This is a genomic window from Paenibacillus sp. cl130 (assembly GCF_900116035.1).
Lineage (GTDB): Bacteria > Bacillota > Bacilli > Paenibacillales > Paenibacillaceae > Paenibacillus > Paenibacillus polymyxa_B.
In genome coordinates this window covers 306,045-328,835 of the sequence record NZ_FOYG01000004.1, presented here as the reverse complement: position 1 = coordinate 328,835, position 22,791 = coordinate 306,045, and the positions used below count along the sequence as shown (strand labels likewise).

At 47.7% G+C, this 22,791-nt stretch carries 17 protein-coding genes; 6 read left to right on the top strand and 11 right to left on the bottom strand.

All coding sequences use genetic code 11. The features are described 5' to 3' along the window. Nucleotides 1–129 precede the first annotated feature (129 nt). Entirely contained in the window at nucleotides 130–2,685 is a 2,556-nt protein-coding gene (locus BM358_RS13830) for a LamG-like jellyroll fold domain-containing protein (protein WP_028540819.1), read from the top strand. A 104-nt stretch (nucleotides 2,686–2,789) separates the two neighbouring features. Here the strand turns inward: BM358_RS13830 and BM358_RS13825 are convergent, their stop codons facing one another. The 3 genes from BM358_RS13825 to BM358_RS13815 form a co-directional block, all read right to left on the bottom strand. Next, the gene (locus tag BM358_RS13825) at nucleotides 2,790–3,971 is read right to left on the bottom strand and encodes an NAD(P)/FAD-dependent oxidoreductase (RefSeq protein ID WP_023990895.1); all 1,182 of its coding nucleotides are present in this window, start codon (nucleotides 3,969–3,971) and stop codon (nucleotides 2,790–2,792) included. Nucleotides 3,972–3,998: 27 nt separating this feature from the next. Beyond that, the gene (locus BM358_RS13820; protein ID WP_013312528.1) at nucleotides 3,999–4,430 is read right to left on the bottom strand and encodes a DUF1641 domain-containing protein; all 432 of its coding nucleotides are present in this window, start codon (nucleotides 4,428–4,430) and stop codon (nucleotides 3,999–4,001) included. A 541-nt stretch (nucleotides 4,431–4,971) separates the two neighbouring features. Further along, a complete protein-coding gene (locus tag BM358_RS13815; protein WP_028540820.1) occupies nucleotides 4,972–5,805 on the bottom strand; it encodes an HNH endonuclease in 834 nt (277 codons plus the stop codon). A 264-nt stretch (nucleotides 5,806–6,069) separates the two neighbouring features. On the opposite strand from BM358_RS13815, the gene BM358_RS13810 reads away from it, so the two are divergent. Continuing rightward, the gene (locus BM358_RS13810; protein ID WP_023990898.1) at nucleotides 6,070–7,563 is read left to right on the top strand and encodes an alpha-amylase; all 1,494 of its coding nucleotides are present in this window, start codon (nucleotides 6,070–6,072) and stop codon (nucleotides 7,561–7,563) included. Between the two features lie 64 nt (nucleotides 7,564–7,627). Here BM358_RS13810 and gpmA read toward each other — a convergent pair whose 3' ends face one another. The 5 genes from gpmA to BM358_RS13785 all read right to left on the bottom strand — a co-directional run bounded on the left by gpmA (nucleotide 7,628) and on the right by BM358_RS13785 (nucleotide 13,490). Continuing rightward, entirely contained in the window at nucleotides 7,628–8,377 is a 750-nt protein-coding gene (gene gpmA / locus BM358_RS13805) for a 2,3-diphosphoglycerate-dependent phosphoglycerate mutase (RefSeq protein ID WP_025721385.1), read from the bottom strand. A 134-nt stretch (nucleotides 8,378–8,511) separates the two neighbouring features. Next, nucleotides 8,512–9,252: a Bax inhibitor-1/YccA family protein gene (locus BM358_RS13800; RefSeq protein ID WP_028540821.1), complete on the bottom strand. Its 741-nt coding sequence runs from the start codon at nucleotides 9,250–9,252 to the stop codon at nucleotides 8,512–8,514. Nucleotides 9,253–9,399: 147 nt separating this feature from the next. Then, a complete protein-coding gene (locus tag BM358_RS13795) occupies nucleotides 9,400–9,687 on the bottom strand; it encodes a hypothetical protein (RefSeq protein ID WP_023990901.1) in 288 nt (95 codons plus the stop codon). Nucleotides 9,688–9,930: 243 nt separating this feature from the next. Next, entirely contained in the window at nucleotides 9,931–12,225 is a 2,295-nt protein-coding gene (locus BM358_RS13790) for a glycoside hydrolase family 2 protein (RefSeq protein ID WP_028540822.1), read from the bottom strand. Nucleotides 12,226–12,425: 200 nt separating this feature from the next. Beyond that, complete coding sequence (locus BM358_RS13785; RefSeq protein ID WP_028540823.1) at nucleotides 12,426–13,490, bottom strand: LacI family DNA-binding transcriptional regulator; 1,065 nt, start codon at nucleotides 13,488–13,490, stop codon at nucleotides 12,426–12,428. 179 nt (nucleotides 13,491–13,669) lie between these two features. Between BM358_RS13785 and pepT the strand changes: the two genes are divergently transcribed. Further along, on the top strand, nucleotides 13,670–14,905 hold the full coding sequence (gene pepT, locus BM358_RS13780) for a peptidase T (protein ID WP_023990904.1): 1,236 nt from the start codon (nucleotides 13,670–13,672) through the stop codon (nucleotides 14,903–14,905). A gap of 200 nt (nucleotides 14,906–15,105) precedes the next feature. Continuing rightward, the gene (locus tag BM358_RS13775) at nucleotides 15,106–15,942 is read left to right on the top strand and encodes a methyl-accepting chemotaxis protein (RefSeq protein ID WP_023990905.1); all 837 of its coding nucleotides are present in this window, start codon (nucleotides 15,106–15,108) and stop codon (nucleotides 15,940–15,942) included. Nucleotides 15,943–16,130: 188 nt separating this feature from the next. Here the strand turns inward: BM358_RS13775 and BM358_RS13770 are convergent, their stop codons facing one another. Continuing rightward, on the bottom strand, nucleotides 16,131–17,006 hold the full coding sequence (locus BM358_RS13770; RefSeq protein WP_023990907.1) for a hypothetical protein: 876 nt from the start codon (nucleotides 17,004–17,006) through the stop codon (nucleotides 16,131–16,133). A gap of 561 nt (nucleotides 17,007–17,567) precedes the next feature. Between BM358_RS13770 and hxlA the strand changes: the two genes are divergently transcribed. Further along, complete coding sequence (gene hxlA, locus BM358_RS13765; RefSeq protein ID WP_013312540.1) at nucleotides 17,568–18,203, top strand: 3-hexulose-6-phosphate synthase; 636 nt, start codon at nucleotides 17,568–17,570, stop codon at nucleotides 18,201–18,203. A 5-nt stretch (nucleotides 18,204–18,208) separates the two neighbouring features. After that, the gene (gene hxlB / locus BM358_RS13760) at nucleotides 18,209–18,766 is read left to right on the top strand and encodes a 6-phospho-3-hexuloisomerase (protein ID WP_023990908.1); all 558 of its coding nucleotides are present in this window, start codon (nucleotides 18,209–18,211) and stop codon (nucleotides 18,764–18,766) included. Nucleotides 18,767–18,887: 121 nt separating this feature from the next. Here hxlB and BM358_RS26495 read toward each other — a convergent pair whose 3' ends face one another. Together BM358_RS26495 and BM358_RS13750 are read right to left on the bottom strand one after the other, a co-directional pair. Further along, the gene (locus BM358_RS26495) at nucleotides 18,888–20,579 is read right to left on the bottom strand and encodes a glycoside hydrolase family 43 protein (protein WP_028540824.1); all 1,692 of its coding nucleotides are present in this window, start codon (nucleotides 20,577–20,579) and stop codon (nucleotides 18,888–18,890) included. Nucleotides 20,580–20,630: 51 nt separating this feature from the next. Beyond that, complete coding sequence (locus BM358_RS13750) at nucleotides 20,631–22,763, bottom strand: endo-1,4-beta-xylanase (RefSeq protein WP_028540825.1); 2,133 nt, start codon at nucleotides 22,761–22,763, stop codon at nucleotides 20,631–20,633. Between the last annotated feature and the right edge of the window lie 28 nt (nucleotides 22,764–22,791).

The window sequence follows — 22,791 nt, the reverse complement described above, 5'->3', positions numbered from 1 at the left end:
TGGATGCTAAAACCTTCCTTATAGCCATATAATTCATAAATACATTAATAATATTTATAAATAGAAAGGTATTTAGCAATGAAAGCAGAATATATCTCTGTATTCCAATTTAGAAAGGGGCAAATGTGTATGATGAGAAGTTTTGTTAAACGTAAAGTCAGGAAAAGTATTGCAATAACACTAACATTATTATTAGCAATCGCAAGCGCACCATTAGGTGCAAAAGACGCGGCGGCAACGGTGCCAGACCAGAACAATAAGCAGGATGCGCCAACCTTCTCTAATGTATCGGTTCATGACCCTTCCATTGTCAAAGAGGGTGACACTTATTATGTATTTGGGTCACATATCTCTGCGGCGAAGTCAAAAGATCTTACAAACTGGACTTCTTTTGCAAACGGTTACACCACGCCTGGAAACACACTTTACGGGGATTTATCGAAGAATCTGGCCGGATCTTTCGCTTGGGCGGGTGAGAATGATGCGGATAGTAAGGGAGGATTCTCGGTATGGGCGCCCGATGTATTTTGGAATGAGCATTATGTCAATGAGGATGGGACAAAAGGGGCATATATGATTTATTATAGTGCATCTTCCACCTACATTCGTTCCGCGATCGGCATTGCAGTTGCACCCAAAATCGAGGGTCCATATCAATATGTGGATACCATTATACACACTGGTTTTACGAAGGATACTGCTTTCGATAAAGATAGCAAGGTAGATAAAAAATGGACAAATACGCCGATTCAACAACTTATTAAGGAAGGCAAGCTTGAGGGGCCCAGACCGGGATGGTTTAATACCGATGGTTCTTATGCGAATCGGATGCTCCCAAATGCAATCGATGCAAGCGTTTTTTACGATGCAAACGGTCGCTTGTGGATGACGTATGGATCATGGTCCGGGGGAATATTTTTACTGGAGCTGGATAAAGCAACTGGCAAACCCATGTACCCAGGTAAAGATGGAACTACAGAAGACGGTCGGCTCATTGATCGTTATTTTGGCACCAAGATCGCAGGTGGATACGGTGAGTCAGGGGAAGGTCCGTATATTGAATACAACCAGGAGACGGGTTATTACTATTTGTATGTAACCTACGGTGGCCTTGCAGCGGACGGAGGGTATAACATGAGGTTATTCCGTTCCAAGAGTCCGACAGGACCTTATAAAGATGCCAAAGGGCAGAATGCTGTTCTGCCGGCAAACACCAAAAATATAACTTATGGCAACAAGTTAATAGGTAATTTCTTGTTCGATAGTAAAATAGGTGACCCCGGTACAGGCACTGGCTACGGCTATGTTTCCCCTGGACACAATTCTGTATACACCGATCCTGCTACTGGACAAATGTTTGTCGTCTTTCATACCCGATTCCCTCATCAGGGGGAGACACATGAGCTGCGTGTACACCAAATGTTCATGAATCAGGAGGACTGGCCTGTCGTAGCTCCTTATCGTTATGGTGGCGAGACGCTTACAAAGCTGGATGAAAAACAATTCATTGGCGATTATCAATATATTAATCATGGCAGTGATTCTTCGGCTACGATCAAGAATACGCAATTCATTCAGCTTAAAGCAGATCATACCATTGAAGGCGATGTGCAAGGAACATGGCGCAAGTCGGGGGATTCGAATATCCAATTAACACTGGATGGTGCTGTATTGGATGGGGTGTTCTTAAGACAATGGGATCAGGTTACGAATCAATACATCCTGGCGTTTACAGTTTTATCGAATAAAGGTGAGATGGCTTGGGGCAGCAAGCTCCCTGATATGACCGATACGACAGTAGTGAACAGTGTGTATCGTGAATTAGATCTTGGCGATACAAGTCGGGTGACGGCTAGCCTGAATCTTCCGAAGGAAGGCAGTCGGCAATCCCGGATTACCTGGAAAACTTCAGACCAAAGCGTCATTACGGATACAGGTGAAATCAAGCGTCCAGGAATCGGAGAAAAGGCTGCATCTGCCACTTTGACAGCTACCATTACCAAGGGAGAACGTAGTCGGGACAAAATTTTTAACATCACGGTATCCCCTTATGAGAAGGCAACATTGACTGCGTCATACACGTTTGAAAATAATCTGGAGGATCAGCAAGATGCTTTTGCTAATGGCGAAGTTATCGGTGACCGAATCGATCGCCAGGGAGGGAGTGTGTCCTACGCTGAAGGCGTAAGAGGCCAAGCTGTAGTCCTTGATGGAAAGTCGGGCATTGCTCTGCCTGAAGGACTCATATCCAGCTCAGCATATTCCGTGTCACTGTGGGTAAAACCAAGCGAATTGACTCTGCATACACCAACTTTCTTTGGAGCTATGGATAGTAATCACTGGATTAGCCTTTTGCCCAGAGGACCTGAGAAGGATAACACAATGGTCTGGTCCGGCAGCTCATCTTGGTATACTGGCAGTACCGGCCTAAAGATCAAAACAAATGAATGGACACATCTCGCCTTCACTGTAGATCGTGGAATGTTAGCCGTGTATGTGAATGGAAAGATTCAATTTACCGGCTCAGGATTTCCAGATGTCTTTACCTCTAAATCTGGATCATTCAGCTTAGGTGTCAACTGGTGGGACCCTGCGTTCAAAGGATCTATTGATGAGCTGAGTATATTTGAAGGTGCGCTCCCCCCTGCACAGGTGGCGGAGTTAGCGAAGATGAAAGTGAATTAAGACTAATGAATCGTGAGTATCGCTAGTGTCGAAAAGAAAAGCTACAAAAAAGAGAGCGCTGAATAGCGCTCTCTTCCAATGAACCATATAAAATGTAAGAAATATTAATAGGCCAATGCAAAAAGTCCTTTGATGTGGGACAAGTAACGGATGTTACTGCCTTCCTTCATCAAAGTGGCTACAGCGCCTTTCAGTTGGGTGCCATTCGCGCCTACAGTACCAATCGCGTCTGTTCTGCCCAAGCTGCCCAGTGTACCGGAGAATACTGGTGTAAAGCGTTCCATTTTCGCTCCGTTGAAATAAGCGAAGATGTTGTAACCAACTAATTCGCCCATTTGCCAAGCCAACTGTGCAGTTGGTGGGTATGGACGCTCGCCTTCACTCGGGAACACCACTGCACTGTCGCCAGCGAGGAAGATGTCTTCGTGAGAAGTCGATTGCAGCGCACCATTCACAGTTGCGCGACCACGGTTTACTTCAATACCAGATGCGCCAACCAGTGCATTACCTTGTACGCCGCCTGTCCAGATCAGTGTGTTCGTTTTGATCGAACGTCCGTCTTTCAAGAGAACTTCGTCAGCTTTCATTTCTGTAATCGGAACACCCGCTACGATTTGAACGCCACGTTTTTCAAGGCTTGTTACTGCACGATCAACCAGTGGTTGAGGGAAGCCTGCCAAAATAGATGGTCCAGCTTCTACGCAATACAAGTTGATATCTTCGTAGTTAATACCTTTTTCGCGACAAATTGCAGGCAATTTGTCAGCATATTCGCCCACCAGCTCAACGCCAGTCAGACCGCCACCACCGATAACGATTGTAGCGTCCGCTTGGTTACCGGATTGCTTGTAAGCATCCAGACGAGCTTCCACATGTGCGCGAATGCGATTGGCTTCTGCCACTGATTTCAGCGTGAAGCTATGCTCTTGCAGTCCTGGAATACCGAAGTAAGCCGTTTCACTGCCCAGGGAAATAACGAGAGCGTCATAGCTCAACGTAGCGCCACTGGCCAAGGTTACTTTTTTATCGTCAGGCTTGATTTCGGAAACAGTATCCACTTTCAGGATAATTTCCTTGTTACGCAGCAGTTTTTCCAAAGGAAGCGCAACAGCTTTTTCAGCAATTGTACCTGCCGCCAAACGGTGCAGTTCCGTAATAATTTGGTGCGACGCAAAGCGGTTAACCACTGTAATGGTTGCTTGGCTAGCGTCCATATGCTGGCGTGCTGTAAGAGCGGCCAGCAATCCGCCGTATCCGCCGCCCAAGATCAAAATTTGCTTCGACATGTCCATCCTCCGTTCTTGATCAGGTAATTATTTGCTTTCGCGTTGGCGCTCATTCAGAATATCCAGGAAAGCCTGGCTGAAACGCAGCGTTTTTTGTACATTCGGATCTTTAAGCATTTTGAGCAGGCCAAACAGACCTACGCTGCCGTCCGTAGTTTGTACACGGTCATTTGCTTCAATTGCAGCAGAAGCCAATCCTTTAGCCGAATCTGTAACAGGCTTCACAAACTCTCCCATGGAGCTTTTCATATCTCCGATAAAGACAGGGTCAGTCGCCAGACTACGAGCTACATCATAAGCATCGGTCATCAAAGTAACCATCTCAGTCAACTTGGGCAGATTTTCTACCAGCACGGTCAGCGATTGCTGAACCTCCGGTTTCATCAATTGGTCCAATACATCCCGAGACTCTTTGGTAGCTTCTTGTGTTACTGCCACCTCTTGTTGGTTTTCAGACATGCGTGAACGTCCTCCTTTACTGTGAAAATAGAAGTCCATTCCTTTCTCGTAACCTGTATCCATAAACTCTAGCAATAAAACGTGCATTGAATTCACGCCCTTAAACATGCAAGAAGCACAGCTAAAACCGGCCTATACCCTAAAGGGCAAGACTGATTTATCGCAGATGCCAATTGTATATTGCTCAGACGGTATTCTGTTGTTACTGCTGCGGAATATCCCACGAAGCGCTCCTTCGTGACTACAACAGGCCGAAACGGAACCCTATACCTCTATATTACACCTTTCACAACACAATCGTCGAAGAAATTTTAAATTTGCACAAATTTCTGCAAAATTTTTATTGTTATTTTAGATAAAAATTAGAATAAGCTCGATTTTTGTCCAAGTTTCCCTTAAAAAAAGGGTCATTTTATGCTAGAGGAGGGTAATAGAGAGCGTACGTTTCAGTTCGATAATATGAAAATAACACAAAATATATTCATACGGAGGCCCGATCATCACCACTTGTGGGGCAACAAACTGCATTGGCAGAATCGCCCTACCTACGTAGGGTGTCTTCAGAAGTATCAGGATTATCAGGTGCTTCGAAATCATCAGGAGACGGCTGCGGCACACCAGATTCAATGAACTCATCTACATCGCGGGCAGCCTTAACTTGATTGCATTCATTGCAAGCACATACACAATTGACCGGCGTCGTGTGCCCCCCTTTTGCCCGAGGCAGTAAATGATCAATCGTGTCACCGTAGTCTCCGCAAAAAAAGCAAGTATAGCGGTCACGCTTAAGCACATATTGACGAAATTCCTTGTTGCTATACAGTCTGCGCACGGTGTATGGATTAACAATCACCGCCATACGCTCTCTGACCAGGGTCATGGCCAGATCAAGCTCAATCTCTTGATGCCAGCGTCTCCCCTGGTCGGTTTTGCCTCTTAGCCGAATCATGCCATTGCGATTGAGCCGCAATGCCCGGGTATCCGCAGGCTTCAGCCTGCTAAGCAGATGCCGAACCCGTTGCCGGTGGCGCTCACGCGCTTTATCCGTGACCAGCTTCCTGCGGGGGCGTTGTGCCTCCATAGGTAGTGGCGCCTCCAGGCTGTGCGCAGCCGTATTTGCTTCAAGGCTATGCTGCGTCACGGGAGCAGCCGAGGGGTTCGTTTCCTCGCCGGAAGGAGCGGACGTAGCCGCACGTTCTTGCGGGGCCGGGGCCAACCCTCGGCAGGAACGGCAAGGACCACGCCGTGAATAAGGACCAGCCCGGCGACCCGTTCTGCGCTGAAAGTCCGTTAAAGGTTTCATTTCCTGACAATACGTACATTTTTTAATCAGCGGTTTGCTCTCTTCATCCTTGTTCTGCTGCGGTTCTGTCACGTCCACCCCTCCTTTCCTCTGTTGCTCGTGCTTTACGGTTTTCACCAAAACCCGAACTATTGTTAAGTTAGATTCATTTTACCGTTTTCACGTTCCCTTTTCTAGCTACCCGAGTCGTTGGGAACACTTAGGTATAACAAATTTTAATGATTTAGCATACGTTATACAGCGATCCTTGTTCTTCATTCAGCATCATATTGACCGTCTGACGTTTAGCCCCCCTCACTTGGTGGGTAACTTGTTATATATGAAGGAGGGACGCACATGAAAAGGAACCATACGATGATGCAATTTTTCGAGTGGAATGTCGAAGCTGACGGTTCTCACTGGAAGAAGCTTACCCGCCTGGCGCCGGAACTGAAGGCCAAAGGAATTGACGCGATATGGATTCCACCTGTCACCAAAGGCCAATCGCCCGAGGATACGGGATACGGCGTCTATGACCTTTATGATCTGGGCGAATTTGACCAAAAAGGTGCGGTGCGCACCAAATACGGAACCAGGGAAGACCTGCTGGAGGCTGTTGCCGCCTGCGTTCGCCACGGTGTGGCCGTCTATGTCGATCTGGTTATGAACCATAAGGCTGGCGCGGATGAAACCGAAGTGTTCAAGGTCGTCGAGGTCAATCCGGATAACCGCAATGAGGTCATTTCCGAGCCCTTTGATATCGAGGGCTGGACTAAATTTACGTTCCCCGGCCGTCAAGGTCAGTATTCCACATTTCAATGGAACTTTGAACATTTTAACGGAACCGATTACGATGCAAGCCAGGACCGGACAGGAATCTATCGTATTTTAGGTAAAAATAAAAGCTGGAGCGAAAATGTAGATGATGAATTCGGCAATTATGATTATTTAATGTTCGCCAATATTGATTATAATCATCAGGATGTGCGCAAAGAGATGATCCGCTGGGGCAAATGGCTGGTAGATACTCTGCAATGCAACGGATTCCGTCTGGATGCAATCAAGCATATTAATCATGAATTTGTACGAGAGTTTGCTACAGAAATGATTAAAAAACGCGGGCAGGATTTTTATATGGTAGGCGAGTTTTGGAAACCGGATCTGGAATCGTGTCAAAAGTTCCTGGATACCATTGATTATAAAATCGACCTATTTGACGTATCCCTCCACTACAAACTACATAGCGCTTCCTTGGGTGGCAAGGATTTCGATTTAAGCACCATTTTCGAGGATACGCTTGTTCATACCCATCCCCTGAACTCGGTTACTTTTGTCGATAATCATGATTCCCAGCCGCATGAAGCGCTTGAATCCTGGGTGGAGGACTGGTTCAAGCCCAGCGCCTATGCACTTATCTTGCTGCGCAAGGACGGTTATCCCTGCGTATTCTATGGCGATTACTACGGCATCCAGGGACAAACGCCCGTCAAAGGCAAGCAGGCTGAGCTAGACCCGCTTCTATATGCCCGATACCATAAAGCTTATGGTGAGCAAAAAGATTATTTCGATGATCCCCATACGATTGGATGGGTTCGTCAAGGCGTGCCTGAGCTGGAAGGCTCCGGATGTGCTGTGGTGATCACCAACGCAAATGACGGAGAAAAGCGCATGTTCGTAGGCAAACAACATGCAGCGGAAGAATGGATAGATTTGACCGGGCGTCACGATCATACCGTAAAGATTGAGCAGGATGGCTACGGCATATTTCCCGTTCGTGCCGGCAGTGTATCGGTGTGGGCACTTCCCGCAGAGGAAGACAGCCAGGAAACAGAAGAAGAAGCGAACGCTTAATCTATACCCAACACAAAGAGGACAGGATGCGAGGAAGCGCCCTGTCCTCTTTGTGTATGGAAAGTCACTCCGTTACCTTGCTTTGGTTGGCCACAGCCTGCTTCTTAGCCTCTACATGACTCGGATCACCGAGATAAAAGCGCCGGATGGGATCTATATGCTCATCCAGCTCGTACACCAGGGGAATGCCTGTGGGAATATTCAAATCCAGCAATGCGGTTTCGTCCAGATTCTCCATATACTTGATTAAGGCCCGCAAAGTGTTACCATGTGCAGAAATGATAACTCGATCCTTTTTGAGAATCAAAGGTACAATCCGCTGCTTCCAAAACTCACCGACCCGATGCACTGTGTCCTCCAGACTTTCCCCAAGCGGCAGCTCTTCTGGCTTAATATTGCGATAACGCTCTTCCCGATGCGGACTCCGCTCGTCCTTCTCATCCAGCATGGGTGGCCGCACTGTTAGGCTACGCCGCCAGATATGAACCTGCTCCTCGCCGTATTGCACGGCGGAATCCAGCTTGCTAAGCCCTTGAAGAGCACCGTAATGGCGTTCATTCAGCTTCCATGACTTCTGCACAGGTATCCACAGATGATCCAGCTCATCCAAGATGTGATACAGCGTGCGGATAGATCGTTTTAGCACAGAGGCAAATGCCAAATCAAACGTATATCCTGCCTCCTTGAGAATACGTCCTGCCTCAATGGCCTCATGAGTCCCTTGTTCAGTCAGGTCCACGTCCGTCCAGCCCGTAAACAGGTTTTGTCGGTTATACACGCTTTCTCCATGCCTAACCAGCACCACTTGATACATACACTCACTCCTCTCCTGTCTGTCTTTATGTTTTACCCAACTTCTATGTATTTAACGTAAAATGCAATTTTTAAACCGTCTATTTAATACAAAAAAGGACGGCATTCAGCCATCCTTTTCTTCTCACCCTGCACTTAGTCTCTCTTACTGAACTTGGCCAACAGATCCAAAATCCGTACATACAGCCACACTAGAGTCACCAGCAATGCAAAAGCACCATACCATTCCATATATTTGGGTGCACCTTGATCTGCTTGCTCTTCAATAAAATTGAAATCAACCAGCAGATTCAAAGCCGCAATGATCACGATAAATAAACTAATACCAATACCCAGCCAACCCGTTTCATGGATATACGGAACATTCATACCGAAAAAGTTCAAAATAAAATCAACTAGCGTCACCAGAAAAATCGCCATCGTACACAGGACAACGAATGAGATAAAGCCGCGTGTCACCTTGATGATTCGCTGTGTGTACATAAAGAGCATTAAGAACAAAATACCCACGGTCAGCAAAATGGCATTGGCTACAATTCCAGGGTACTCATACTCCATAAAGGCTGAAACGCCACCCAAAGCAAAACCACTCAGAATCGCATATACAGGAGAGAGTAACGAAGCGGTTTTTGGAAAAAAGGATATCGCAAGTGCTACGCCTGCCATACCAATAAAGCCTGCCGTCAGCAAGGATAGCACCTCTACGGTTCCCTCGTAGGTCATGTACCAGGTAATGCTGCCAGAGACGATGAGCAGAACCAGCAGAAGCAACGTTTTGTTCACCGTTCCTCCGATGGTCATGCGTTGTTCACTAGCTTCTCTTTCATCTTCGCGCAAAAAGATGTCATCACGTAAAACCGGATTGCTAAAGCTCATACAGGGTACTCCTTTTCGATGTTGTTGTTTGCTATGCTATATGTATATATCGGCACAATATGAAAAAAGTTTCAGAAAATTTCAAACAAAAAAACTCTAACCTTGCCATACGGCAAAGCTAGAGTTAGAGGGTCAGGTCGTTACAGGTTAAAAATCAGCCGTAGCAATTTGGATGGTGCCTGTCACAGCTCCAGCTGGAGTAGCTTGGAGAGCAGCTACCAGCAACAAAGCCACTTCTAACGTCAGACTATTGGCTGCCGGGATAACATACGTGATCACGGGAGCATTGACACGTGTAACAACCAGATCCACCGGATTGGCACCCGTGTTATTCACGGTAATTGTAGCATTATTACCGCCTTTCAAATTTTCAAAAAAGGATTTACCCACACCCGCAGCGAGATTGTAGATTTGCGAAGGTAAAAGGATCGCCATAAAACTCACCTCCCTTGCGTTTGATAGTGTATTCTATGCTTCCAATCTATGAGCGTAACGTTAAGTGACTCAGTAATAAGACACAATTTAAAAGACTGATAGATTAACATACCCTAAGCTATGCCAAAAAGGAGTTGCCCTCTCAGATCCCTTTCAGAATCTGCGGACAACTCCTTTTTTAAATAATGGAAGTCTCAAACGGTATACAAGCGGCTAGTAGGATTATATGTTGCCTTTGCTCCCTTATTGCACGTGAATGCTCAATTCCTGCGGACCGAAACGGGAAGGCGCAGAAACCTTCACACGAATTTGTCCAGCCTCCCCCTTCGTACGAATCCAGAATGCAATGCGTCCACCAATTAGGGATAAGCTTGAAGGACCGATCAATTCACCCACCCCTTCGACCTCCACCGAAACTGGATCTGCATAGAACGGCAAGACGTTGCCGTATTCGTCCAGCGCATCCACTACTACTCGGGTTACGTCCCAATCGCCAACTTCCAGCACCATATCATCTGCAGCTACCCGCAGCTCTGTCGGCACCGGATTACGTGAATAGTATTTGCGGGTCACTTCTTGCCCATCTACGTATCCAATGAATACAGCGTCTTCCCACTTCATGCCCCAGTGGCCTGTCAGCTCGTCGATCACGACAGGGGGATGAGGAAGCGCCGGGTACTTCTCTCGGTTCGGACGATAAACACCTTTGCGCTCATGACCGTAGATGAACTCCACCTCATCACAATTGGTGAACACAACCAGCGGCACGATGCCTCCAATATTCCGCTCACCACGCGACCAGTAAGTGACCGGCTCCATAACGATTTCCTGTTCGACGTTCTTCTGGCTCCGGTACACACTCGCTGCAAATTTAGGCAGGCGGAACATATCCATGACACCGTGGTAGCAGATTTTATCACCGGAACCAAAATCAGCATGCGTGTTATAGTCAAAAGCACACCAACCAATCGCCCCGGCAATGCCCTCATCGGCATAGGAAGCATTTTGGACCCGCGTATGGCGCAGTGCATGCTCCATTACCCGTTCCTCCTGGTCAAAACGCTTGGTCGGGTACATATGCCCGTTATATTCCGTTACCAGATAAGGGACCGGATGATCCAGCTTTGTAACGAGAGACGGCTGGCGCAAGCCTGTCGTTTCGCCATCTACGCCTTCTGTATCGTCATACGTATCAAAATTGCGAATTTCCTTCGCCAAATATTTTTTGTGCCCACCATCATGAACAAAATCATTTATCGTATATACATCTTCCAATAGCTCACTGCCTACAATATAACGCACACCACCCGTAGCACGGGTCGGATCTAGCTTTCGTGCTAGCTCATTGGTACGCGTGTACAGATCATGGTCATCCTGCGACTCATTAATTCGTACCCCCCAGATTACAATGGAGGGATGATTACGATCACGGATAATCATGTCCTCTACGTCCCTCACCGCCTGCTCCTTCCACGCTTCACCGCCAATGTGCTGCCAACCCGGAATCTCTTCGAAAACGAGCAATCCGATCTCATCACAACGGTCTAGAAAATGACGGGACTGAGGGTAGTGGGATGTCCGTACCATATTCAGCCCCAGCTCCTCCTTGAGCACATCTGCATCACGACGCTGCGCTCTTTTAGGCATAGCATAGCCAACGTACGGATAGGACTGGTGACGGTTCAAGCCAAGTAGCTTGATCTTTCGCCCGTTCAAGTAAAAACCGTCCGGCTGAAATTCGGCCTCGCGGAAGCCAAAGCGCACGGTCACCTGATCCAACTCTTCTCCGCCTCGTAGCAGCGTCAGCTTCGCTTCATATAGCTTGGGATCATCTATATCCCAAAGCTGCAGGCCGCCCAGCTCTTTCAGCTCCAGCGTTACTTCCGCCGCCGTCACCGCTTCCAGCTCGGTCTCCGCCTTCACGCTCGCTCCGTCCAGCAATTGCAGCGCGACCGTCAAGTCGTCCTGCTGATCGCTGATGCCCTCCAGCTCCACGACCACGTGCACCGTCTTGCTTGCCGCAAGCGGCTCTGGTGTCTGAATGAATACCGTTCCGAGGTGTACAGGCTCCACTATTCGTAGCTGCACTTCGCGGTAAATACCGCCGTAGGTCAGATAGTCAATGACTGCCCCAAAGGGAGGGATGTCGTCCCGTTCCGTTGAATCGACAATGACCGTGAGCACATTGGGGCCGCCATATTCGGCAAGTTCGGTCAATTCAACGCTGAACGGTGTATATCCACCTTTATGCTCCCCCGCTTTTACCCCGTTTAGAAATACCTGGGCATAGGTCATGACTCCTTCAAAATCAACATACACTCGCTTACCTTTGGCATCTGCCGGAATGTTCAACTCTCTTTTATACGTAGAAATAAACTGAAATGCCTTGTCGTCAAAATAATTATACGGAAGCTCTACATTGGTGTGCGGCAGCTGAATTGGCTCATACCGACTTGCATCAATGCCTGCGCTTACTTCGCTCTCGACATATTCAGGAAGATAAAACCATTGGTCATTCAACGGCAAAATGGTACGCATGGGCAGTCACCTCAACCTTTTATTTTCCACTCTTATACCATAGTAAAATATTTAAGTAAAAATAACGAGTAAAACTTAGTAAAATAAATATATGTTCAATGTAAGCATTTACAAGGTAATTGTCAATCCATTTTTGTATCTTTTTATATCAAAAAAACAACCCCGGTAAGCCGGGGCTGTCCAAATCAATAACGCCGATTTTATTTGGTATCGGTATGTAGCGGCGCACTGCTGTTGCGAATCATTAGCTCGGTCGGAATGATGACCTTGCGCCCCACCTCGTTTGCACCGTTGCGTACCGTATGCAGCAAGAGTTGAACGCCCGTCTCTCCCATCAGTTCGGTATGCGTTTTGACCGTTGACAGAGATGGGGTCAAATATTCCGCTGTCGGAATATCATTGAAGCCAACAATTGAGATACGTTCCGGCACCGCAAGGTGATGCTGCTCCAGCGCCTTTAACACCCCAATAGCCACCGAATCGCTCGCGACAAAGAAGGCTGTAGGCAGGCTTTCTGTTCCTGCCAGAATAGCCGCTTCCATCGCACGGAAGCCGTCTGCCGCCGTTCCTCCGCACACATGAATATCATCCGACGTGCACAGCCTGTGCTGTTCCTGATACCGTAAAAACGTCTCATAGCGGGCATCTAGCTCGACTCGTTCGGAATCATGGGACTGCTCATCCTTGCCCATACCTACATATCCGATGTGACGATGGCCTGCGCCCATCAAATAATCCAGTGCATCAGCCGCAGCGTGAGCAAGGTCAATGACCACATAGTCTGCCCCTGTTCGCTCTACCGGATGATCCAGAAAGACGCAAGGAATGGGCAGTTCCAGCATACGTTCTACCTCTTCGCTGCTAAAATGCCCCAGCACGATCAGCCCATGTAGCCCTTCGGATGACGCCTTCAGCGCAGTCAGGTCCTCTCTTCTGAAAATACGCTCCAGCTGCGCCCCGCTTTGGCGGCACTCTTTTTCCACGCCAAACCGGATAGACAGATAATAAGGGTCTTCCAGTTCCTCGTACGCGCTAAACCAGTGCACCATACCCAACCGGATGGGTCCCTCTGCCTTCTTGCGGGGCTGACGACCAATACCGCCATTTTTACGTTTAACCGTCGTATATTTCATGCGCTCGGCAACCTCAAAAATTTTACGTCGCGTTTCCTCTGATACAGACAGTGTTTCATCATAATTCAGCACTCGGGAGACCGTGGATATCGAAACCTCTGCCTCCTGGGCGATATCTTTTAACGTAGGCATTGCAGACTCCTTTAATGGTTTTACTCTATTTTTACTTTTATTTTACTATTATCTTACTCGTCTCCCCTGTGCAACACAACCCGTCATTCCGAAAAGGGTCAACCATTTTTTTCATATTATAAGCCTAATCATGATAAAATACGTACCATAATAGAAATGACACCAAGGAGGATACACACATGAAACAGGAACTGATTGACCGCCTAACTACATATGTTCAGGTAGATACCCAATCTGATGAAAGCAGCCACACTTGCCCCACTACACCCGGACAGCTCACATTGGGCAACCTTTTGGTGGGCGAATTGAAAGCCATTGGTATGACAGACGTAACCATTGATGATCATGGTTATGTGATGGCAACCCTTCCCTCCAATACGGATAAAGAGGTTCCCGTCATTGGTTTCCTCGCTCACCTCGATACGGCTACCGAGCTGACTGGCGCAGGGGTAAAGCCGCAATTGACGGAAAACTATGATGGGGGCGATATCACGCTGAATGCTTCGCTTGGTGTGGTTCTTTCTCCACGTGAGTTTCCCGAACTGACTCAATATAAAGGCCACACCCTGATCACAACAGATGGTACCACCCTGCTCGGTGCAGACAACAAAGCCGGGATCGCAGAAATCATGACAGCTATCCACTACCTGATTGACCATCCAGAAATTCAACATGGCAAAATTCGCGTTGCTTTTACACCGGACGAAGAGATTGGAAGAGGACCGGAACGCTTTGATGTAGCCGCTTTTGGCGCTGAATATGCCTATACGGTAGACGGCGGACCGCTCGGAGAACTGGAGTATGAGAGCTTTAACGCCGCAGCCGCCCATATTACCATTCACGGTGTGAATGTGCATCCCGGTACGGCTAAAAACAAAATGATCCACGCTGCCAAAATCGCTATGGAGCTGCATAGTCGGTTACCTGCAAACGAAGCCCCGGAATATACAGACGGATATGATGGCTTCTATCATCTCTTGGAGTCTACAGGTACGGCAGAACAAGCTAAACTGTACTATATTATCCGTGATTTTGACCGCGAGAGCTTTGAAAACCGGAAAGCTTATTTAACAAATGTAGTCAAAGAGCTGCAGGCCGCATATGGAGAAAACCGTATTGCACTGGAGCTGAGAGATCAGTATTACAACATGAAAGAGAAAATAGAGCCAGTCAAGCATATCGTCGATGTCGCTTATGAAGCAATGACAAAGCTGAATATCGAACCTATTATCAAGCCGATTCGTGGCGGTACAGACGGTTCACAGCTATCCTACATGGGACTGCCTACCCCGAATATTTTCACAGGTGGGGAGAATTACCACGGTAAGTTTGAATATGTATCGGTGGACAACATGGTACTTGCTACCAAGGTTATTGTGGAAATCGCACAACTGTTCGAGCAACGCGGCAAGTGAACTACCTATACACAGCACTGACACGTTAAGATTAAATAGAATGCATATCGTTCCGTAATGGAAACGGTATGCCTTTTTTTCTGAAGCTTTCATTTCCCTTTAAATTTTCAATATCTTTATAACTTTTATCCGTCTTTAGACCGACAACTATATACGAGACTATAAAAAATATATCTAGTAAAGAAAGGTAGGTTATCTATTTGAATACAATAGATGCATTAATTGCAGCCATTCCCTACATACAACAGATTATGCGTGAGAAAGTGACCCTTGCTCTCTTCGACCGCACTCATGTCCTTATGTATACCCAATCGGAGGGTATGGATCTCGGCTTTGAAACAGGCTCGGAGCTGCTCGAGGACTATAAAGATTTTGCCATGCTTAAAAATGGACGTGAGGCCAGCCTGACCCACATTCCTGCTGAAATTCTAGGGTTTCCTCTTGATATGATCAGTATCCCTGTATTTGACGAGAAAGGTGAAGTCATCGCAGCATTTGCGGCCTCTTATAATTTGACTAACAAAAATCAACTGGATCAAATCGTATCCGAGAATCGCTCCATCACCGAGCAGCTCATTGATATGGTACAGCATGTAGCGGCTCATTCCGAGGAGCTTCAGGCAACCAGTGAACAGATTTTGAAAAACACTCAAATCGCCGTACAAAACTCGGGTAAAATCAATCAGGTAGCTGTGTTCATCAAGGAAATTTCCGATCAGACCAACCTGCTTGGATTGAATGCAGCGATCGAAGCCGCACGTGTAGGAGAAGCAGGAGCAGGCTTTGGTATCGTCGCTCAAGAGGTGCGCAAGCTATCCGTAGAATCCAAAAAGGCAACGGTCGATATTGAAGGAGCCCTTAAGGATGTACAAAACTCCATTCGTCAAATGGAGCAGGAAATTGAGCAAATTGTTTCTTCTTCTCAGGAGCAGGCGACTCTGGTAGGCTCCTTCACTGAAGTGATGGAGCGTATGCAAAAGGCGAGTGAAACGATGCAACATCTGGCCAATGACCTGACTTCGTATGCCATAAAATAAATCTTGGGATAAAAAAGGGGAGCACACTGATCGCAAAATGCGTAAAAGTGTGCTCCCTTTATGTACAAAAGCCCTATCGGGCTTGATGGTCTAAATCTGAAACTCAAGCAGTATAAGAAAAAACACCATGATTTGAAGGAAACACTGGGTCTAACCCTCCCAAAATATTTCCCACCGGAAGAGCAATACTAAGAAACGCCAAGACCATAGTTACCGAGATTAATGCCTTTTTCATTATGAAGCCCCCTTAATAAAATGGTTTGGTATTGCTCTTGCTGTGATGGTGTTGCCAAATCTCGATAAGTTTCAAACAGAGCAACCAATGTCCTGAAATCGGCATCCGCTTCTACACTGGCAGAGAATTGCAGAGAATCAAGGACATAATTTAAGGCAACAGAGTATTGCTTCTTCTTGAAATGGTAAATGGCCAACTGGTTGACCAGTTTTAAATAATATACGCGGTTTGCTCTATCTTCATAACCTTCAAATATCTTAATATCATCAGCAAAATCGTTCAGCAGGTCGTCTATATTCCAATTATTCAAGTTAGCCGCTTCGGCAATACCAACCAATCCTGGAAGTAGCTCCTCTTCATTGTCGTGAAGAAATTGAACGTACTCAGGCAAAAGTTCCCTTCTCCCCGAAAGTAATTCAATCGTAAATAAATTGGCCTTGGCGAGGAAACGGAATCTCTCTACTTCTTCGTGACCGCTCTGATCCAGCCCCATAAACCAGCCCATTTCGCTATACTTCATAATATAGTTTCTGGCTTCCTCATACTTTCCCATATTCTGATAGTAAATAGACTTCGCCAGATAACTGTAAGCATAATAAAACACTAGCGGGTGTTTGGTGTCCAATGTCTCATACTTGCCGTCTGCAGCATTTCTCAGTTGGGTGTGATACAGGCTTTCAGCCAACGTATGCAGATAATCTGCTACTTTGTTCGCTTCATCCCAATCATTATGTGTGTAGCTGATTCTAAACAACTCACAAGCTTTATCGAGTTCGTGGCTGTCCGACAACAAATAAATGGCTTCCCTTTGGTTCAGGACCTCTTCCACTAAAACCCGCCTCCCTATCCTGAAAATTGCGATTACCCCTTAGCACAGCGGCTACTCTTCAGGGTAGTTATGCTCTTAGCCTCCATTTTTTGCATACCAGTATATTACAAATATAGTCAAAACCTAACTTGAAGTCAATTTAATCATCGCTACCTTCTTTTTTTTGCAACCTTACATTGCTGTGTATGGTTATGGATTTTGCAAAATTCGATTCCAGTCGCTCCGAAGTGCAAGATATAGACGAACTAAACCATTTCGATCTATATCTTGTTCATTGGAAGTCGCTTATGGGATTTTTGCAAAATCCTTGGTTACGAATAATCGACTCCCCTTATAGAAATAATGCTAAAGAAGACAAAATGCAGGCTCTCTCATGAATGGTTTTTATGATGCTATAGTATCGTCGGGGTAACTACGTTACGAATTAGTGCGTACTTTTCAATCGGATATCGGGGCCTTACAATCAAACCTGTGCATGAAACCAAAGTATAGAGTAATACTCAACAGAGCATGTACCTGTTCATCAAAATATAAATTCACTTAAGGAGTGAAGTTAATAACATGGAACTTCAATTGGCTTTAGACTTAGTAGATATCCCGCAAGGTATTGCATTGGTAAAAGAAGTAGAGTCGTATATTGATATCGTAGAAATCGGTACACCGATTGTCATCAATGAAGGACTTCATGCAGTAAAAGCAATGAAAGAAGCATTCCCGAATCTGAAAGTGCTGGCTGACCTGAAGGTTATGGATGCAGGGGGCTATGAAGTGCTAAAAGCTTCCGAGGCTGGTGCAGATATCGTTACGATTTTGGCTGTAGCTGAAGATGCAACAATTAAAGGTGCAGTAGAAGAAGCGAAAAAACAAGGCGGCAAAAAAATCCTGGTGGACATGATCGGTGTTAAAAACCTGGAGCAACGTGCGAAAGAAATCGACGCTCTGGGCGTTGACTACATCTGTGTGCATACAGGCTACGATCTGCAAGCTGAAGGACAGAGCCCGTTCGAAGCACTGCAAACCGTCAAAAAAGTCGTGAAAAACTCCAAAACTGCCGTGGCTGGCGGTATTAAACTGAGCACCTTGGCTGAGGTCGTGAAGGCTCAACCGGATCTGGTTATCGTCGGCGGTGGTATCACTGGCGAGGACGACAAAAAGGCTGTAGCTTCCCAAATGCAACAGCTCATCAAACAAGGTTAATCCCAATGGAAACCTCTCAATATTTATCCGAGGTACTCAAGGAGCTGCAATTGGTTCCACAATTGATCAGTGATACAGAATCGGAGCAGCTGATCCACTCCATCGCCGCTGCGAATAAGGTATTCGTGGCAGGTGCGGGCCGCTCAGGGTTCATGATTCGCTCGCTGGCGATGCGGCTGATGCATATGGGGATTCAAGCTTACGTGGTCGGGGAAACCGTAACTCCTGGTTTGGGCGAGGGCGACCTACTCATTATTGGTTCAGGCTCTGGTGAAACCAAAAGCCTGACCTCCATGGCAGAAAAAGCAAAGAAACTTGGGGCCTCTCTGGCGCTTCTAACCACTTCCCCGGGTTCCACCATTGGCAAACTGGCCGATATCATCGTCAAGCTGCCTGGTGCGGCCAAGGACCCGTCCAACAAGGACTACCAAACGATTCAGCCTATGGGCTCATTGTTTGAGCAAACCCTGCTGTTATACGGTGACGCATTGGTACTCAGAACGATGGAGCTGCGCAAGCTGACCTCCAAATCTATGTTTGGCCAACACGCCAATTTGGAATAAAAATGTAATTCCTTTACGATAACAAAGCAGGCCGTCCTTTACATGTCACATGTGAAGGACAGCCTGCTTTTATGCTTGTATAAGGCGACTTTCCTATCTACACCGTTTGGACGTTTATTCTTCAGGTTTGGCTTATATGGCTTATATAGTCCAAGCCATCGTAGGAGAAATATTGAAAGTATGCGGGAGTCGCGGCGACAGATACCGGTTCATCTACAGCGACGGTCGATACAGCATACATGCCAATCAGCGCTCCCGTGAAACCGCCATTGCTTTCAGATGAGACTACAAAAGCCGGAACCGTAGCGAGCGGTACCCAGTTGCCTGGACGCACAGCATAAGATAAGGCGAAATGATACGCATCGGATAGGATGCGAAGCTCCATACCTTCACCGCTTGGTATATCAGGAGCCGCCAGCGGTACAGAGACCCATTCGGTTCGTTTTCCCTGATCTGCGACCGAGACCACTACAGTAAGCATGTTGCCTTCTCCATCCCGACGAATACCAAGCGTAAAGTGACCGTGCTCATTAAGTCGTACCGCAAGGCCGGCTTCCTCGCCCTCATGCTGTGGTTGAAAATAAAGCCGGCTACGGACGGCGATCTGATGATGCCGCAGCCGGGTGCCGAGGAATACGCTCGGCGCTTCGTCCAGCAGCGTGTGGCGATTGCCGATGAGCGTTAGCCATCCGGGGCACGCTTCCAGGCTGATGCAGGCTTCACACAGCCTGCGCGGAGCAGCCCAACGGAAGTCCAGCCGCTGACCACCAAAGTCATCGCGCCAGCTATGACGCTTTGCAGGCGCGAGCGGCGCAGAAGCAGGCGGGCGAGCCTGCTCCGCCAGACTGAATGGCTGACGGTCTACAGACATGTGCAATTGCACCGTGCCTGCGTTGTTGTCAGCCGTAGGCCATCCGTCCGTTGTCCAGCGGACGGGGGCCAGAAAGGTTTCGCGTCCGAGCACGCTATACGAAGGTGGTACCTCAGCCTGAGGCTCGACAGCCTCCAAGCGGTCAGCCACAGGCTCGATGTCCACCACCGGACGGACACCGAGAAAAAAAGCCCACCAGTCCCCACGAGTGTCCTCAACCAATTCGGCATGACCTGTGTTCTGAATCGGATGTGCAGGGAGAGCGTTATGCGTGAGCATCGGCTCTGTCATACGCTCGAACGGACCGTAAGGGCCCTCCGCACGATACACGAGTGTTCGATGATCACGCCCCGTTCCGCCACATGCGCAGAGCAAATAATAGTGGCTGCCGATGTGATACAGATGCGGCCCTTCGGTCCATACGCCGCCATCCCCGTGAGCAATCGCTATAGGCTCTGTCAATGCCTGACCTGTAGTGATATCAATCTCATACTGGATAATATGCGACTCGGCATCTGCCCCGGATTGTACGGTCACATACACTTTCCCATCGTCATCCAATAGCAGAGACGGATCTATATTCCCGTAAGGAATACAGATCGGGTCTGACCAAGGCCCAGCGGGGTTCACAGATGTGATATAAAAATTACCTATCCCCATCACATCTGTCGTAATCAGATAAAAAACACCTTGATGATAGCGCAGTGTGGGCGCATATATGCCTTCCGAGCTTTTGCGAGTGGACAAATCAATCTGACTGCGCCGGTTCAACGCATGCCCGATCTGCCGCCAATCGGTCAGGTTTCGGCTATGAAAAATGGGCAAGCCCGGCATGTATTCAAACGAGCTTGCCGCCATGTAATAATCTTCTCCGACGCGTATCACACTCGGATCAGGATAAAATCCGGGGACAACCGGATTCGTATAGCGTAAGGTAGCCATGCTCCAGCTCTCCTTTTGAACAGCTCTATTCCTCTGTTTCATTCAAACTATTCATTGGTTATTCCCCGCTGGCAACGGCGGGACTTTGGACGAATCAGCAAGTGCCCAATAGGCATATTTGGCCTTTAACCGTTCGTCGAATAGTAGCGGCTTATCCAGCCGGGCTATCGGAAACGTGCTGAGCCACGTATTTCCATCATCCGTACCCCAAATCGTCACATTGCTGATATGATTCTGCTGCCTTGAAAACATATCGAACAGCGCCCGATAGCGGTGAGCCTGCCGGATCAGCATAGATTCTGGAATCGTTTCATAGCGATCTGTGTCATTGGAATAAAGACCCATATCCAGCTCGGTAATCTGATTGTCCAGACCAAGCGAAGCAAACTTTTCTATGGACTGCTCAATCTCGCTAATAGCGGGAAACTCCAGGCGGATATGCGATTGGTGGCCTACCCCGTCAATCGGTACACCTTTAGCGAGCAGATCACGTACCAAATTGTACAGAAAATCCCGTTTCTTCGGCTCATGTGTGTTGTAATCGTTAATGAATAGTCGTGCGTTCGGGCCCGCCGCTTCCCTCGTGACACGGAATGCTTTTTCAATATAATCAGTACCAGTAATCTGATACCACTTGCTGCGGCGCATGCCATCCGGCTGATCAGGATCAATGACCTCATTCACCACATCCCAATCGGTGATGACATTTTTATATCGGGCTGCAACAGCGCGAATATGCGTCTCCAGCCGATCCAGCAAAAGCTTTTTATTCTCAGCAGTCGGCGTCATCGGCTGTCCATTCTTATCCTTGAACATCCAATCCCCAGTTTGGTTATGCCACACCAAAGTATGGAAGCGAATTTCCAGTCCATGCTGTCTAGCAAATTGCACAATTTGGTCTGCTTCCTCCCAATGGAACTGTCCCTCGGACGGTTGTAAGGAGATTGGCTTCATCGCATTCCCTGCAACGACGCTGTTAAAATGCTTCTGTACCAACTCTCCGTAAGCCCCTTCGGTCTGGAAAGCTTCAATCGCCGTGCCAATGCTAAACTGTCCCCCATATAATCCATGCAAAGAAGGAATGTCCTTTTCAATAGCCAGCGGCGGTACAAGTGACAGCTCGAAATCATCCATATAAAAGGAAGACGTTCCTTCTGCCGTTTCCAAATACATAGAAACGGTGTCTGCATCATGCGCAAGCGTATACGTACCAGACAAATGCATCCATCCCCCTGTCGTAGTAGCCGTGTCGCCTACAACAGTTTCATACGCACTATCCCCTTGGTGATCACGCTGTATGCTGAGCCTCACCTTGGCAGGCTGCTCACCCGGCGCCAGCTTCACCCAGGCACTGACCGTATATCGGCTGCCCTTTTGCATCGTAGCAGTCACATCCAGCTTGGGGCCGGCATATGTCTTTTGTCTGCCTGTTGTCAGCAGACTGTATGAGCCGGTTCGTGCATCGGCATTCGAAACCTGCACGGTCTCGGCTCCCATACGGGACACCCATCCTTGAGCCGTACCATCTTCAAACCCGGATACGATACCATTGGCCGGCTCCGTTGGCGTCTTCGATACCTGTGTTATTTCTACCTCATCCACATAGTAGGCCTGAGCGGGATTCGAGCTTTCCACATACAGCTTCAATGCATCCATCCCCCCGGTAAAAGTATATTTCCCCTGAAGTTTGATCCACGATGTATCCGCCGTCTCCGTCTGCGCTACCGTCTTCCATGTCGTAGTCCCACCTGTCGGCTGCTGCTCCACTGTAAGTTTAACCATGCTCGGAACCGCAGAATGACCATCTAGCTTCACATAGCCACTAATTTCATACTCTACATCCGGCTGCAACAGCGACTTCACATCCAGCTCCGCCCCGTTCCAAGCCGCTGTGCGGGCGGTTGCCTTCAGACTGTGCGTGCCGCCATATGCTGCTTCCGTGACGGATGCAATTTGGGTATAAGTTCCCCGAGGCTTCCAGCCATCGCTGTTTCCTTGCTCAAATCCATACGTTCCAATGGTTTTATGGATATTACCCGCTGACAGCACCGTATCCGCAACGGGCGGGGAATGTTCTATAGACGTAGCTGCCTTCGCTACAGACGCTCCCCACCAACCAACAGGCGATAACAACAGCGCTCCAGCCAGCACCAGACAAAAAGGCTTAACCCAACATGGCCGCAAAGCAATCCCTCCCGCACTCAAATTTTTT